This window comes from Dehalobacterium formicoaceticum (assembly GCF_002224645.1).
Classification (GTDB): domain Bacteria; phylum Bacillota; class Dehalobacteriia; order Dehalobacteriales; family Dehalobacteriaceae; genus Dehalobacterium; species Dehalobacterium formicoaceticum.
The window spans coordinates 3,246,972-3,262,452 of the sequence record NZ_CP022121.1 but is presented as its reverse complement, the minus strand read 5'-3'; the positions used below and the strand labels follow the sequence as shown (position 1 = coordinate 3,262,452).

Annotated in this window: 17 protein-coding genes and 1 riboswitch; of the genes, 16 read left to right on the top strand and 1 reads right to left on the bottom strand. The window is 41.1% G+C overall.

Annotated elements, in window-relative coordinates; genetic code table 11:
* Positions 1-27 precede the first annotated feature (27 nt).
* From CEQ75_RS15870 to CEQ75_RS15850, 6 genes are all read left to right on the top strand, one after another.
* Entirely contained in the window at positions 28-1,020 is a 993-nt protein-coding gene (locus CEQ75_RS15870; protein ID WP_089612061.1) for a tripartite tricarboxylate transporter substrate binding protein, read from the top strand.
* 132 nt (positions 1,021-1,152) lie between these two features.
* A complete protein-coding gene (locus CEQ75_RS15865; RefSeq protein WP_089612060.1) occupies positions 1,153-1,857 on the top strand; it encodes a FadR/GntR family transcriptional regulator in 705 nt (234 codons plus the stop codon).
* A gap of 23 nt (positions 1,858-1,880) precedes the next feature.
* Positions 1,881-2,564 carry a response regulator transcription factor gene (locus tag CEQ75_RS15860; protein ID WP_089612059.1) on the top strand — a complete coding sequence of 228 codons (684 nt, stop codon included), beginning with the start codon at positions 1,881-1,883 and terminating at the stop codon, positions 2,562-2,564.
* Positions 2,561-2,725: a hypothetical protein gene (locus CEQ75_RS18485; protein ID WP_157677506.1), complete on the top strand. Its 165-nt coding sequence runs from the start codon at positions 2,561-2,563 to the stop codon at positions 2,723-2,725. The genes CEQ75_RS15860 and CEQ75_RS18485 overlap by 4 nt, the downstream gene beginning before the upstream one ends.
* Positions 2,726-2,781: 56 nt before the next feature.
* A complete protein-coding gene (locus CEQ75_RS15855; RefSeq protein ID WP_089612058.1) occupies positions 2,782-3,990 on the top strand; it encodes a sensor histidine kinase in 1,209 nt (402 codons plus the stop codon).
* A gap of 53 nt (positions 3,991-4,043) precedes the next feature.
* Positions 4,044-5,216 (top strand): S1C family serine protease, encoded by a 1,173-nt coding sequence (locus CEQ75_RS15850; protein WP_089612057.1) that lies wholly within the window; start codon positions 4,044-4,046, stop codon positions 5,214-5,216.
* 100 nt (positions 5,217-5,316) lie between these two features.
* Here CEQ75_RS15850 and CEQ75_RS18480 read toward each other — a convergent pair whose 3' ends face one another.
* A complete protein-coding gene (locus tag CEQ75_RS18480) occupies positions 5,317-5,475 on the bottom strand; it encodes a hypothetical protein (RefSeq protein ID WP_157677505.1) in 159 nt (52 codons plus the stop codon).
* A gap of 47 nt (positions 5,476-5,522) precedes the next feature.
* Here CEQ75_RS18480 and CEQ75_RS15845 point away from each other — a divergent pair, with 47 nt between their 5' ends.
* The 10 genes from CEQ75_RS15845 to CEQ75_RS18745 all read left to right on the top strand — a co-directional run bounded on the left by CEQ75_RS15845 (position 5,523) and on the right by CEQ75_RS18745 (position 15,475).
* Positions 5,523-5,720 (top strand): hypothetical protein, encoded by a 198-nt coding sequence (locus tag CEQ75_RS15845; RefSeq protein ID WP_089612056.1) that lies wholly within the window; start codon positions 5,523-5,525, stop codon positions 5,718-5,720.
* 183 nt (positions 5,721-5,903) lie between these two features.
* Positions 5,904-6,004: riboswitch (glycine riboswitch) on the top strand.
* Positions 6,005-6,195: 191 nt separating this feature from the next.
* Positions 6,196-6,582, top strand: coding sequence for a GrdX family protein (locus tag CEQ75_RS15840; RefSeq protein ID WP_089612055.1), 387 nt, complete (start codon positions 6,196-6,198; stop codon positions 6,580-6,582).
* A gap of 119 nt (positions 6,583-6,701) precedes the next feature.
* Positions 6,702-7,991 carry a glycine/sarcosine/betaine reductase component B subunit gene (locus CEQ75_RS15835; RefSeq protein ID WP_089612054.1) on the top strand — a complete coding sequence of 430 codons (1,290 nt, stop codon included), beginning with the start codon at positions 6,702-6,704 and terminating at the stop codon, positions 7,989-7,991.
* 38 nt (positions 7,992-8,029) lie between these two features.
* The gene (gene grdB / locus CEQ75_RS15830) at positions 8,030-9,337 is read left to right on the top strand and encodes a glycine reductase complex selenoprotein B (protein WP_089612053.1); all 1,308 of its coding nucleotides are present in this window, start codon (positions 8,030-8,032) and stop codon (positions 9,335-9,337) included.
* A gap of 79 nt (positions 9,338-9,416) precedes the next feature.
* Positions 9,417-10,178, top strand: a complete 762-nt coding sequence (locus tag CEQ75_RS15825; RefSeq protein WP_089612052.1) for an REP-associated tyrosine transposase — start codon at positions 9,417-9,419, stop codon at positions 10,176-10,178.
* A 43-nt stretch (positions 10,179-10,221) separates the two neighbouring features.
* A complete protein-coding gene (locus CEQ75_RS15820) occupies positions 10,222-10,803 on the top strand; it encodes a uracil-DNA glycosylase family protein (protein ID WP_089612051.1) in 582 nt (193 codons plus the stop codon).
* A 410-nt stretch (positions 10,804-11,213) separates the two neighbouring features.
* Complete coding sequence (locus tag CEQ75_RS15815; protein ID WP_198306570.1) at positions 11,214-11,456, top strand: DNA-binding protein; 243 nt, start codon at positions 11,214-11,216, stop codon at positions 11,454-11,456.
* A gap of 152 nt (positions 11,457-11,608) precedes the next feature.
* Positions 11,609-11,815: a helix-turn-helix domain-containing protein gene (locus CEQ75_RS15810; protein ID WP_089612049.1), complete on the top strand. Its 207-nt coding sequence runs from the start codon at positions 11,609-11,611 to the stop codon at positions 11,813-11,815.
* Positions 11,816-11,866: 51 nt separating this feature from the next.
* Positions 11,867-13,972 (top strand): DNA methyltransferase, encoded by a 2,106-nt coding sequence (locus CEQ75_RS15805; protein WP_089612048.1) that lies wholly within the window; start codon positions 11,867-11,869, stop codon positions 13,970-13,972.
* Positions 13,973-15,475: a DEAD/DEAH box helicase gene (locus CEQ75_RS18745; protein WP_198306569.1), complete on the top strand. Its 1,503-nt coding sequence runs from the start codon at positions 13,973-13,975 to the stop codon at positions 15,473-15,475. It begins immediately after the preceding gene.
* The last annotated feature ends 6 nt before the right edge of the window (positions 15,476-15,481 follow it).

The following is a 15,481-nucleotide window of genomic DNA, read 5'->3' as shown; positions in this document are numbered from 1 at the left end:
AAAAAATGAAAATATGGAGGTAAAATCATGAAAAAATGGGTCAAGCTAGCAGCAGCTATTGTGTCAGTGAGTGCGTTACTCCTAACTGGTTGTGGGGGTAACCAAAAAACGCCGGGAGGGGAAGCTGTCAACTTTCCTGATAAGCCGGTCAACATGATTATCGCATTTACAGCGGGTGGTTCAAGTGATGTTCAGGCACGCATCATCGACAAGTATTGGAAGCAAGAGTTTAAGGATCAGCCATTGACCTTTGATTATCAGGTCGGTGCAGGCGGACAAGTTGGTTTTACAGCAATCACAAAAGCTAAAACAGATGGGTATACAATTGGCGGGATTAATGTCCCTCATATCAATTTGCAGGCTTTAAGTCCCCAGGCTACTTATAAGATCGAAGATTTCGCTTTTATTTGCCAGGTTGTAAAAGATCCTAATCTTCTGGTTGTTCAAGCTAACAGTCCGATGAATTCTGTTGCGGATTTCGTGGCAGAGGCTAAGAAAAAAGACGGTAAAATGACAATAGGCGTTGTGGGAACCTTTACAGCACATCATATTGCAGCACTGCAGCTCATGGATTTGCTTGGTATTGAACTCACACTTGTTCCTTTTACCGGTGCGGCAGATGAGAATGTGGCTTTGATGGGTGGTCATGTTGATGCGATGATTGGCAACTTAAATGACGTGATGAGAGATGTGAGTAAGTATAAGTTTTTAGCTATTGCATCTGAGGAACGTCATCCATGGCTCAAAGATGTTCCTACTTTCAAAGAACAAAATGTTGAATTTGTTTCCGATATTCGCCGTGGATTTGCAGCTCCAAAAGATATTGACCCGGCAGTATTACAGGTGTTGCGTGATGGATTTGAAAAAATATGCACAAACCCGGATTATCTTGCAGACATGGAGCAGATTGGACAACCTGCAGATTATCTCAATGGGGAAGAATTCGCAGAAGTGGTTAATACCTATACGGAACAAGTCAAACCTCTTGTAGAGAAGTATGGGCTTGATAAATCTAATTAAGCGATTTTAATCAGCATGCAAAGAGCAATAAACACATTAAATATTGTTTATTGCTCTTTTGTTATTTATAGTGATATTGTATAATGTATAATATTACCTAAAAGGGCATTACTTGTTGAAAGGGTGTTAATCGTGTTTGAAGCAGTTAAAACACATGGTAATCTATCCGAAGAAATTGTCAAGCAAATTGTGCAGAATATTAGTAACGGTGAACTTAAACCTGGAGATAAATTGCCTGCTGAACGGGAAATGTGCAAAGTGTTTTCTGTAAGCAGAACCGTTGTTCGCGATGCATTAAAAACTTTGTCCGGACTGGGCATGGTAACGATTCGACATGGTCTGGGCGCTTTTGTTAATGAAGTGGACGAAGATGTATCCCGATTAGCAGCGCTGATTCAGATCACAGATGGTACCTTTGATGAAATATTTCAAGTCAGGGAAATTTTAGAGGGTTATGCAGCGTTATGGTGTTCGCAAAATGCCAAGGAAGAGGATATTTTAGCCCTTGAAAATATTGTCAAAAGGGGTAAAGAGCTTGGCTTAATGAATAGTGAAAAACTTGCGTTACTTGATGCCGAGTTTCATCTGAAGATCGTGGAAGCATCGGGAAATAAAGTTCTGATGAGATTAATGGTTAACATATTAGATTTAACCGGTGAAATAAGGGATAAAAGCTTCAAAATTCCGGGCCGTCAATACTTATCTGTATTGGAGCATGAGGAGGTTTTCAAAGCGATTAAACAACATGACCCGGATTTGGCGTTTACCAGAATGGTTCAACATGTACAAAACGTTAAAAAAGATCTTGATGCCCATGATCTTGTAGCAGAAGAGTAGAGTCTTTTTTCGGAGGTAAGTCTGTGGAAGGGAAAATACTAGTCGTAGATGATGATCGAAATATTGTGGATTTGATCCGGCTTTATCTGGAAAAGGAAGGCCTTTTAATCCAGGCCGCCTATCAAGGGGAGGAAGCTTTGTCCTTGTTTTATTCCTGGACGCCGGATCTGGTGCTGCTGGATATTATGATGCCCAAAGTGGATGGGTGGGAGGTGTTGCGAGCCATCCGCAAGGTGAGCAGTATCCCTGTGATCATGCTTTCTGCCCGGGGGGAGACCTTTGATAAGGTCTTAGGCCTGGAAATCGGCGCCGATGATTATATGGTCAAGCCCTTTGATCCCAAAGAATTGGTGGCGCGGGTCAAGGCGGTGCTCAGGCGCGCCGGTCATGGCCTTCAGACACAGGAAAAGGTGGTTTTCCCCAATCTGGTGATTGATAAAAGTGAATATAGAATCACTTATCAAGGCCAAACCATAGAAATTCCTCCCAAGGAGCTGGAACTTTTCTATTTTCTGGCCCTTCATGCCAATCAGGTTTTTACCCGGGAGCAGCTTTTGGAAAAGGTGTGGGACTATGATTTTTCCGGGGATTCCCGCACTGTGGATGTCCATATCAAGCGCCTCAGAGAGAAGTTTCATGATCAGGAAAAAAGGTGGGAACTGAAAACAGTTTGGGGTGTCGGCTACAAATTTGAGGTGAAAAAATGAAACGGACCCTGTTTAAAAAAATGTTTTTCATTTACGGCATCACCTTGATTTTTGGCTTTGGCGTCCTGGCTCTGCTTTTATCCCAGCTTTTTAATCAATATTTTATTGAGACAAAAAAGAGCTGCTGCTGGAGCAAGGCAAAAAAATCAGTGAAAATCTGATCCAGGCCCTTTATACCGGCCGCATTGATCAGCAGCGTCTCAGAGATGATCTGGAAGTGCTGGATCAATTTTTAAAGGCCCGGATTTGGATTGTCAACGAGGATGGCTTGATTGTGGGGGTTTCCGCTGCGGCGGAGGAGGGTTTTCTGGGGCAGCGCATCGCACAGGATCAATTAAAACAATTATGGGAGCAAAAGGTGCTGTATGAAGAAGGTACCTTCGGCGGAAAGTTAAACCAACCGGCTCTTTCTGTCGGCTATCCCATCTATTTTGAACGTACTTTCCGGGGGGGCATCTTAATTCATGCCTCCCTTCCTGAGGTGCGGAAAACCTTTGCTGATATCTATCGCATCACTCTTGGGGCGATGATCTTTGCCATGCTCTTTGCTTATGCTATCCTATATTTTCAGGTGCGGAAAATTTCCCGGCCCTTAAAGGAAATCAGTGAAGCGGCGAAAATTATCGCCGGGGGAGAATTTCAAAAAAGGCTGAATATTCATACCCGGGATGAAATTGAAGAATTGGCCAAAAGTTTTGATCTAATGGCGGAATCCCTGGAAAAAATTGAAGATAACCGGCGCAATTTTATCGCTAGTATTTCCCATGACCTCCGTTCCCCCATGACCCTGATCCGGGGTTTTATTGAAGGAATTCTGGACGGCACCATCCCTCCGGAACAACAGCAGCATTATCTGGAAATTGTGTTGGCCGAGAGCAAAGGCATCATCAAGCTGACTAATGAACTGCTGGAATTAAACCAAATGCAGCAGGGCAAGGTGGAGGTGGACAATCAGGTTTTTGAACTTCATGAGGTCCTGCGCCGTAAACTCCTCTCTTTTGAACAGCCGATTCAGGAGAAACAGCTGGAGGTTACCCTGGTCTTGTTTCAGGAAAGTGCTGCCGTACAAGCCGATCCTGATTTTTTGGATCGTATTCTCACCAATCTTTTGGATAACGCCGTGAAATTTACCCCCCACGGGGACAAAATTATCATTCAAACCTCAGAACACAAGGATCGGATCTGGGTGGAAATCACCAATACCGGCGTCACTATGGATCAAGAGGAACTGGAAAAAATCTGGACCCGCTTTCATAAAGGAGATCCTTCCCGGGGCGAGGATAAGAGAGGGTACGGCCTGGGTCTGGCGATTGTGAAAGAAATGATCAGCCGTATGGATCAAAAAATATGGGCCGAGAGCACTGATAATCAAGTTAAAATGACCTTTACCCTGACAAAATCCCAAATGTTAACAGTCTGTTCATAATTTGTTCAAAGGTTCATGTTATAGTAAAAAAAACAGAACAGGAGGGAATTGTTATGGATGAAGAAAGATTCAATGATGAAGAAAGATGCTATCAGGAAGTTATTAATAAGAAGCCTTCCGGAGGGAAAAAAGGGATTATTATTTTGTTGCTCTGTGCCTTCATCATCGGCACGGGATTCGGTTTAGGTGTAAATCAACTGCTGGCCGCGTCAGTGGGGGAAAACAGTTCGGCCTATGCCGCTGACAGCCTGGCGATCAATCAAACGGCAAGTACCGGAGCGGGAACCTCGGCAGGATCGAATTTAACCGCATCCCCGGTGGTGCCCATCGCCAAAAAGGTATCGCCGTCCATTGTCGCAATTGAGATTACCGCCAACCAGACAGATGTTTTTGGGAAGCGTTATGAAAGCAGTGGTACCGGCTCCGGGATCATCATTGATAATCAAGGACATATCGTGACTAACAACCATGTGGTGGAGGGCGCAAGTGCCTTAACCGTGATCTTACAGGACGGGACGAAACTGAAGGCTAATTTAGTCGGTCGGGATGCAACCACGGACCTGGCCGTGATCAAGGTGGATAAAACCGGATTACCGGCAGCCGAATTAGGAGATTCCGCAAAGCTTGCCGTAGGAGAATTGGCGGTAGCCATCGGAAGTCCTATGGGTACTAATTTTGCGGGGTCGGTTACGGCCGGCATCATCAGTGGGGTGAATCGGGAGCTGGCTTTAGGGGATAAAACCATGAATCTGATTCAAACGGATGCTGCCATCAATCCGGGCAACAGCGGAGGCGCTCTGGTCAATGAAAAAGGCCAGGTAATCGGGATCAACACCGTGAAACTAGCTCAGTCCTCCGTGGAGGGGATGGGGTTTTCCATCCCGATCAATGAAGCGAAACCGATTATTACGGAATTGATCGAAAATAAAAAGATTGTGCGTCCTTATCTGGGCATTCAGGGTAATACCGTAACGGAGGCAGATAGTCAAAGGTTTGGCTTAGCGCAAGGAGTCTATGTCTATCAAGTTGTGCCCGGCAGCGGGGCCGATCAAGCCGGTATTAAAAGCGGCGAGGTGATCACCAAAATTGAAAATCAAAAGATCACAACCATTGAACAATTGGTAGGCTTGATCAGTAACAAAAAGGCAGGAGATAAGGTTACTGTAGAAGTAACGGATAGCAATCAGAAAACAAGGAAAGTTACCGTGATTTTAAAGGAAAGTTAACTTGCAGATGGTATAAAAAGGAAAAGGGAAAAGGAAAAAGGAAAAAAGAAATAAAAAATCCGCTGAATCAGCGGATTTTTTATTCACTGCCGATAAGGGTTTAAAGTTTTTCTTGCTCGCTGCTGGAGGATTGGGCTTCATGAAAAGATTGCTCCAGACTTAAAGGAGATTCCTTTTGCCTTTGGCAGCTGGATGAGGAGAGAGAAGACTTCATTTTACTGTTACTAATGTTATCACGTTTCGTTGATTTTTTGGCCATTCATATCACCTCAAAAATAGTATCCCTTATTTCGCGGGTTTCATGATATGAAAAATATGAAAGAAATGGGTAAAAAAAGAAGCCGTTTTTTGGACGGCAACAGTAAAAGAAAAATAATGCATTTAAGAAAAGGGTTTAACTACAGTAATATTTTAACATTAAAAGCTTTGGAAAAAAACAGGTGCCGGCCAGGAAGTCAAAATATTAAACAAATCAGGCAAAATAATCCTGAATTGAGAAAATAATGTGGCAAAATTGATGCAAAGGTTTTGAAAAATGAAGTAAAATGATTTTACCCGGTTGACCTGACATGAAAAATTTGGTACAATGCAAATAATTAAATAATAATTGATATAAGAAGCTTTTGATTTCCTGTAAATAATTTTACCAAAATAAAATTCGTTTTATAAAATGAATAGTATTTGAGTATGAAAGACGTGGGAGAATCCCATTGGGTACCGAAGAAGCAAGCTTTTGATTTTAGCAAATTGAAAGTGAAACTTTCAGGTAAAAGGACCGCGTCAGGACTCAACTCTGGAAAGTCAAAAGACACCGACGGAGCAAACTGGTTGGTCTACAGCTAATCTCTCAGGTAAAAAGACAGAGGCACGGCAATATTTTCTTTGCTGTGTCTTTTTATTTTTAAATTTTTTTATTAAATTTTTACCTAATTTTACGATGATTAAATTTGATTATTAAATTTGATTTCAGGTGATAAAAATGGAGAAAGCCTTTATTATCAGCAATAATCCTGCGGTATGGCAATCTTACCGGCAGGCGCGCCAAGTAAAGGGGTCTTTACAGGAGGTTTTCGTGGATGCAAGGAACTTCATTCACCAGGGCAGCAAGCTCTTGAATCATCCCTTGGCAGGAAGCATCAAACCAAATGAAACCCCTTTTAAATCTCTGATCCTGACCCAGGAAAGGGGAACCCTTGATTACCAATCCTTAAGCATGATTGAGTCCGCAATGGAAATACTAAACAAAATGCCGGTTTTGGCAAGGTCTTGGAACAATTCGGTTATCGAAGATTTTGCCATGATTGATTTAAACCTGTTGCAGTCAGCGATTGACGCTCTGCCAAACACGATCTATTTTGAAAAATGATGACGAAAATTTTAAAAAGATGGTTTCGTTTTAAATACAACCTTAAAGCGAATTTAAAACGAATTAAAAAGAGAAGATTAAGAAAAATTTGCAGGAATATTTCATAGGAGGTGAAGGTTGTGCGCTTAGAATTGGGGAACATTTTCATTAGGGATGTACAATTCGGCAGTAAAACTGAAGTTGTCAATCAGACTCTTTTTATCGACCGGGATCAACTGGCAAAGGCTGCTGCCGGTGATGATGAACGGATTGTTTCGTTAGTGATTGATCTGGCTAAACCGGGAGACAAAACCAGGATTATCCCGGTGAAGGATGTCATCGAGCCCAGAGTAAAGGTATCCGGCAGCGGGGGCATTTTGCCGGGATTTATCAGTTCCGTAGACACAGTCGGGGAGGGAAGAACCCATGTGCTGAAAGGGGCTGCTGTCGTTACCACGGGCAGAATTGTTGGTTTTCAGGAGGGAATTATTGATATGTCCGGGATCGGAGCCAAATATACCCCCTTTTCCGTCACCCAAAACATTGTGCTGAAGGTAGAGCCTGAAGCAGGCTTGAACCAGCATGAACATGAATTGGTGGTAAGAATGGCCGGATTTAGAGCTGCCGCCTATTTGGGAGAGGCGGGTCGAAACATCGAGCCGGACGAAGTGAAAGCATACGAAACCAAACCCCTGGTGGAGCAAGTGCAGGAGTATCCTGATCTCCCCAAGGTGGTTTATGTTTATATGCTGCAAAGTCAGGGCTTGCTCCATGATACTTACCTTTACGGGGAAGATGTCAAGAAAATCCTGCCCACCTTGATTTATCCCACCGAGGTGATGGACGGAGCCATTGCCAGTGGGAACTGTGTCTCTGCCTGTGACAAAAATCCTACCTATGTGCATCAAAACAGCCCTGTAATCCATGAACTTTATGAACGCCATGGTAAAGATATTAATTTTATCGGGGTTGTCCTGACCAATGAGAATGTAACCTTGGCGGATAAAGAACGTTCTTCCTGTTATACAGCCAAACTGGTGGAATTTTTGGGTGCCGACGCAGCCATTGTTTCAGAAGAAGGTTTCGGAAATCCCGATGCGGACTTGGTGATGAACTGCACTAAATTGGAAAACAAGGGCATCAAAACGGTTTTAATATGTGATGAATATGCCGGACAGGATGGGGCATCCCAGTCTCTGGCTGATTCCACGCCCCTGGGCAATGCTGTTGTAACTGCAGGCAATGCGAATCAGGTGGTGACCCTGCCTCCCATGGAAAAAGTCATTGGCTATCCGGAAGCGGCAGATATGATCGCCGGTGGTTCAGCGGGAAGCTTGGGGACAGATGGGAGCATCACGGCGGAAATCCAAGTGATTACGGGAGCCACTAATGAATTGGGCTTTGGTAATCTGACCGCCCGGGGATATTAATCAATATCACTTATCCACCATTGAGAGGGGGAAAAAGCGTGAGCAAAATTAAGGTTGTCCATTATCTGAACCAATTCTTCGGACAAATCGGCGGTGAAGAAAAAGCCGATGTTCCTCCGGAGCTTCGGGCAGGTGTCCTGGGGCCAGGGATGGCTTTGAACGCCGCCATGGGAGAAGAAGGGGAGATTGTCGCCACCATGATTTGCGGCGATTCATATTTTAATGAGAACATCGAGCAGGTCAGTAAAGAGATCATTGCCATGATCAGAGAATATCATCCTGATGTGGTCATTGCCGGCCCGGCCTTTAATGCAGGACGCTATGGAGTTGCCTGCGGGGCGGTTGCCAAAGCAGTTACGGAGGAGCTGAATGTTCCGGTGGTCTCCGGCATGTATCCGGAAAATCCGGGGGTAGATCTCTATAAAAAGTATGCCTATATTATTGAAACAGGAAATTCGGCGGCAGGTATGAGAAAAGCGGTGGCACCTATGGCTAAGCTGGCATTAAAACTAGGCCAAGGGGAGGCTGTCGGCAGTCCGGCAGAAGAAGGCTATCTGCCCCGAGGGATCAGGGTGAACCTTTTCGCCGAAGACCGGGGCGCGAAAAGAGCCGTCGAGATGCTGGTCAAGAAGCTGAAAGGTGCGAGCTTTGAAACCGAATATCCCATGCCGGTGTTTGACCGGGTTCCTCCCGGAGCCCCAATTAAAGACCTTTCCCAGGCAACCATCGCTTTGGTTACCACCGGTGGTATTGTGCCCAAAGGCAATCCGGACCGGATTGAGTCCTCCAGTGCATCCAAATACGGGAAATACAGCCTGGCAGAACTGAATGATCTGACTGAGGCTAACAGTGAAACGGCTCATGGGGGCTATGATCCTGTTTATGCCAATCAGGATGGGGATCGGGTCATGCCCGTGGATGTGCTGAAGGAAATTGAAGCCGAGGGGAAGATCGGCAAACTTCATGAATATTATTACAGCACAGTTGGTAACGGGACCTCCGTGGCCAATTCCAAGAAATTCGCAGCCGAAATTGCCCGGGATTTGCTGGACGCCGGTGTGGACGGCGTGATTCTTACTTCCACCTGAGGCACCTGTACCCGTTGCGGCGCAACGATGGTGAAAGAAATTGAAAGTACAGGCCTGCCGGTGGTCCATATGTGTACCGTGGTACCCATTTCCCTGACAGTCGGGGCGAACCGCATTGTACCCACTGTGGCCATTCCCTACCCCTTGGGTAATCCCCAGTTAACCAAGGAAGACGAAAAATCCCTGCGCAGGAAACTGGTGGACCAGGCTCTGGATGCACTGACAATACCAGTGAACGACCAAACAGTATTTAAGTAGAACAGGGTAGAACAGGGGACGGTTCTTTGTTTGACAATCACCTCATCAGTATGGTAATCTACTGGTGAGGTGATTTTTTATGCCAAGAACGGCAAGAGAAAAAAGCGAAAGTGGAATATATCATATTATGTTAAGAGGAATCAACCAGCAGACCTTATTTGAGGATGAAGAAGATAATGAAAAATTTATTGATATTCTTGAAAAATATCAGGAAGAGATAAACTACAAAATATATGCTTATTGTTTAATGGGAAATCATGTGCATTTATTAATGAAAGAGGGGAAAGAGGAGCTTTCCAATACCATGAAAAGAATAGGCGCCAGTTATGTATATTGGTATAATTGGCAGTATAGCAGAAAAGGGCACTTATTCCAGGATCGATATAAAAGTGAGGCAGTGGAAGATGATAGATATTTTTTAACAGTGTTAAGATACATACATCAAAATCCGATAAAAGCAGGAATAGTAAAAGACATAGGAGCATATGAATGGAGCAGCTATCAAGAATATATAGGCGGAAAAAGGATTGTTGATACTGAATTTGTCTTAAATATGTGGGATTCTGATAGAAACAAATCCAAACAGGATTTTATTATATTCAATAGGGAAACCAGTAATGATGAATGTTTAGAAGTTACGGAAGCGAGAAAAACAATCTCTGACAAAGAAATAAAAGAATTAGTTATGTCCAAGTATCGTCTGGTATTATCATCATTACAGAATCAACCGGAGGAGACGCAGAAAGAAGTACTAAAATATTTAAAAAAGATTGAGGGAAGTTCGTTAAGACAGATATCCAGACTTACCGGTTTTACTGTCAATAAGATTTACCGAAGTTAGAACAAAGAACCGTCCCCTGTTTGCCCCAAAGGACGTGTATAATATGACAATATTTGAAAATATTAAACAAGAAATAATGACTGATCCAAAGAACGAATCCTACACAAGAGCGGGGATTGCACCTTTGTTTAAAGCATCTAAAGATGCTCGTATTGCTATTGTTGGGCAAGCACCGGGTCGTAAAGCAGAGGAAACCCGTTTGTTTTGGAATGATCCAAGCGGTGACCGTTTGCGAGATTGGATGGGAATATCACGAGAAGAATTTTATAAAACAAACCGTATCGCCCAATTACCCATGGATTTTTACTATCCAGGCAAAGCAAAAACGGGAGATGTGCCACCTCGAAAGGGGTTTGCAGAAAAATGGCATCCTCGTTTATTAAAAGAAATGCCAAATATTGAAACGATAGTTCTTACTGGAAATTACGCACAAAAATACTATTTAGGTAAAGAATGCGAGAAAAATTTAACTGAAACATTAAGAAACTTTCAAAAATACTTACCAAAATATTTACCATTAGTTCATCCTTCCCCATTAAACCTTGGTTGGTTAAAACGCAATCCATGGTTTGAAAAGGATGTTTTGCCTATTTTAAGAAAAATAGTGGCAGATTGTTTGGGATAGAACAAAGAACCGTCCCCTGTTTGAACTAAAAAGACTCTCAGGATAACCTGAGAGTCTTTGGTGCCGAAGGTCGGGGTCGAACCGACACGGTATCGCTACCACTGGATTTTGAGTCCCTCAGCTTCACCGGAAGCATTGGGAATGCAACGTACTCTACCGGAATCCTCAGACCCTCAAAAACCTTGTATAATGCGGGTTTGCGGCACTTAAAACCCGGAAACCCACGTCACTCCAAGGCTCTCTCAAAAGAGCGTTTTTGACATCAATTTTGGACGTTGGAGGGATATTGGAGGGATATTCAGGAGGGATATCCGAACCGTCTGCCGTCGAAACGTCGAACGTGTTTAATCAAAAACCAATATTGTAACAGTCATCCTACCATTGACAAATATTTTTAGGAGCTGATGACTGTGAAAAATCAAGAATACTACGAGCAGCTTTTTGAGTCGTATCCTGATGTCGTTACACTGGATGAATTTAGAGCCATGTTAGGCGGCATTGGAGAGACCACGGCACGAAAGATTTTGCATGGCAACCATATAAAGTATTTTTTCATCCGCAGTGCCTATAGGATACCTAAAGTGTGGGTTATCGAGTATGTGTTAAGCGACCATTACGCCCAATACCGGCAAGAGCTGAAAGTACAGATTTAGCAGTAATTAAAATGATGAACATGAGGACATAGGTTTTGCGCTTATGTTCTCTTTTTATATAAATTAAATACGCAAACATAGAATAATTTTACAATATTGCATTGCTCTCCCCTGGGTATTCTGATATTCTCTTACTAAGTGGAGGTGTCAGTATGGCTATTAGCTACAACAAACTATGGAAGCTATTAATTGACAAAGGTATGAAAAAAATGGATTTACGTAAGGTATGCAAAATAAGCCCATCCACTCTTTCTAAATTAAGCAAAAATCAACCAGTTAGCATCGAGGTAATACAAAAGATCTGTAATGAGTTGGATTGTACTTCTGCTGACATTATGGACTTAACACCCGATGAATAGCTATTAAAGAACTAAGAAGCAGTTGCAAACTAATTCGTGGAGGAGTTTATTATGCTAAACCAATATGATATTGACTATATAGTTAAGTGTTTAAAGGATGGTCAGAGTATTCCTGCTGAATACAAATATTCTTTATTCCCTACTATTCAAAAGGAATACGAACTTGCTTATGCAGGGAAAATGCGTAAAGAAGATATACTGTCAGATACTGATGAAATATCTAACGTACCTTTACAAATTGAAAAAACCTACAATGGGGATGAACATCCGTCAGTAAATGAAGATTGGAAGAATCTTTTGATATTTGGAGATAATCTTCAAGTGCTGAAAACTATATATTATGATAAAGATCCGATTATTGCCAAAAAAATCAAAGGGAAAGTTAAGCTTGTATATATAGATCCCCCGTTTGGTACGGGAGATGATTATGACGGAAACAAAGGTCAAAGTGCATATAGTGCAAAGCGGAAAGGTGCAGATTTTGTTGAGTTTCTTAGACGCCGACTCATATTATTGCGCGAAGTGATGGCGGATGATGCGGTGATTTTTGTTCGCTTAGATTATCATTTTGGTCATTACATTAAAATTATTATGGATGAAGTCTTCGGCAAAAATAATATTAGAAACGAAATTGTTATCAATAGGGTCAAACGGTCTCTCCGAAACCTTACAAGATTTAATGTTAGCACGGAATCAATTTTCTTCTACTCAAAATCGTCCACTTTCTATTTCAATAATCCCGAAATGCCTCGGAAATGTAATTTTTGCGGTAAAGAAAAAGAACCCATTTGGGACGATTTAACATCACCCGGTTTAAGGAATCCTCCTGAACGGGTCATTTTTGGAAAGCAGTATTTACCGAGACGAGGAAGGCATTTTACATATACCCAAGAAAAGATTGACGTTTTTGAAAAAGAAGGAAGGCTACGTTTAAACCCTGACATCCCCTATTATGATTTAGAGGGCAAAAAAATTGAAGCTCGCCCGGAGTATTTACAAACAGATTCTGTTCCCATTGATAATAACTGGACAGACATCAAGGGATATGCGTTTTCTAATAATTATCCAACAGAAAATGCTGAAGAATTGCTAAAACGAGTTATTGAAAGCTGTACACAAGAGGGCGATCTAGTAATGGACTGTTTCGCTGGATCGGGAACAACATTAGCTGTAGCTGAAAAATTAAACCGCAGATGGATCGGGTGTGACATTGGAAAATTATCAATGTACACTATACAAAAAAGGTTGCTGGAAATATCAAAAAGCAAGGATGTTGTTAATCCTAAGAAAGAATATAAACAGAATGCAAAAGCATTTTCTGTGGTAACTGCAGGTCTATATGACTTAGGAAAGGTGTTTTCATTAACGGAAGATAAATATAAGTCTTTTGTTAAAAATTTATTTGACATTGAGGATATTGATAAAGACAATATCAACGGTGTATCAATTGATGGAGAAAAAAGGGGTTCCTTTGTTAAAATTTATCCGTATTGGGATGAAAAGATGCGTAATGCAGATGTTGATTCAGAATATCTACATGATCTTCATAGAAACATAGGCGAGCGGATAAGAAATCGGTTTTATATTGTAGCTCCTGCCAATAATGTTGCTTTTGTAAATGATTATTATGAAATAGACAGTATAAGGTATTATTTTTTGAAAATACCTTATCAAGTAATCAAAGAACTACATAACCAAAACTTCAAGAAAATCAAACAGCCTCAAAGTCAAAGCCAGATTAATGATTTAGACGAAGCAGTAGGGTTTCATTTTATTAGGCAACCAGAAGTTGGAACTGAACTGACCAATATCGATGGGAATTACTATATAACTATGAAAAAATTTATGTCCGATTATAGTATGGATGAAACGGGAAAAGAAATAAATAACTTTGAGAGTTTGTCTATAGTACTCATCGACAACGATTATAGCAGAGATTTTATCATGAAGGATTATTATTTTGCTAAAGATTTAATATCCAAAAGTAAAAAAAGGGCAACTACACACAAAGATATTTCCGATGATGTTAGAAAAGACCTCAAAAATGCCAATATTATCAATATCCCCATAAAAAATCCGGGCAAGAAAGTTTTAGCAATATATATCGACATATATGGGAATGAGTTTAAAGAAGAGTTCTCTGTGGGGGTGCAGTAGATGGAAGGCATTATTAGAAACAATGCTTCAGATCTTACTCTTAAAGTTAGAAGTAGTTATGATGTCAAAAAGCTAAATCTATATGAATGGGAAGATTATCTGGATATTCTTTGCGGAAACCGCGATTACCAGAAAGAGGCCATAAAGACAGCTATCATATACTTAGCTTCAGGTGAGTATTCCAATATTGATCAGTTAGCAAGAGAGAATTATAAGAATAATCAAGATTTACAAAGACTTTATCGTACAGAGCATGATTTTATTCAACATATCCCATTAAAAGGGAAGCTTTCCGGTGTTATTGATTTGGCAACCGCTACGGGTAAAAGCTATGTTATTTATGGCATAGCGCAAATTATGTTGTCCCTGGGTTTAGTAACCAAAGTTTTAGTTTTGTGCCCGTCTTTGACAATTGAGTCAGGTTTAATGGAAAAATTTGAAGAAAAAACCAGTGATGTAAGATTAAAAGCAAGTATCCCTGAAACGGCGTTTTTTAAAAATCCTAGAATAATTGATGCGAACAGCACTATAAAAGATGGAGATATTTGTGTAGAAAATATTCATGCTGTTTATGATGGGACAGGCTCATCCATAATAGCAAGTCTTAAGGGGTATGGAGAAAAAACATTAGTTTTAAGTGATGAAGTGCATCATGCATATAATTCCAGCGGAGAGAACGACATTAGGAAGTGGAAAACTTTTTTAATGAGTGAAGATTTCCATTTTAAATATTTGCTTGGTTTTACTGGAACAGCTTACATAGAAAACGAGTATTTCTCTGATGTAATATATCGCTTTTCTCTTAGAGAAGCTATGGAAAGAAGTTTTGTAAAACTGGTCGAATATGTGGCCGAAGATGAAAATGGAGATCCATATGAAAAGTTTCAAAAAATATATGATAATCATAAAGAATTTCAAAAGAAATATGGTGATATTAAGCCTATAACAATAATGGTTACAAAGGATATAAAATCGGCAGGATACCTATATGAAGATTTTTTAGATTTTATTGAAAAACAGGAAGGTATACGCCGAACTGAATTTGACGATAAAGTACTTGTTGTAACGTCGGCACCTAAACATAAAAAGAATGTTATTGCCTTAAAAACGGTTGATGATAAGAGCAATCCAGCAGAGTGGGTAATTTCTGTATCTATGTTAACCGAAGGTTGGGATGTAAAGAACGTTTTTCAAATAGTACCTTGGGAAGACAGGGCTTTTAATTCCAAGTTGCTAATAGCGCAAGTATTAGGCAGAGGCCTTAGAATACCTGAAAACACAAGTGGTCAACCAAAGGTTAGGGTCTTTAATCATGCTAGCTGGAGTAAGAGTATACAGTCTCTGGTGGACGAAGTGCTGGAAAAAGAAATGACAGTCTCCAGTAAAATTGTAAACTTAACTGAAAAAAATAAATATAACTTTGGAGTATATACAATTAATTACACAAAGAAAGAGCGTACCATTGAAAAAAAGATAATAAGACTCAAGAAGTATTTGACCTAACAAATG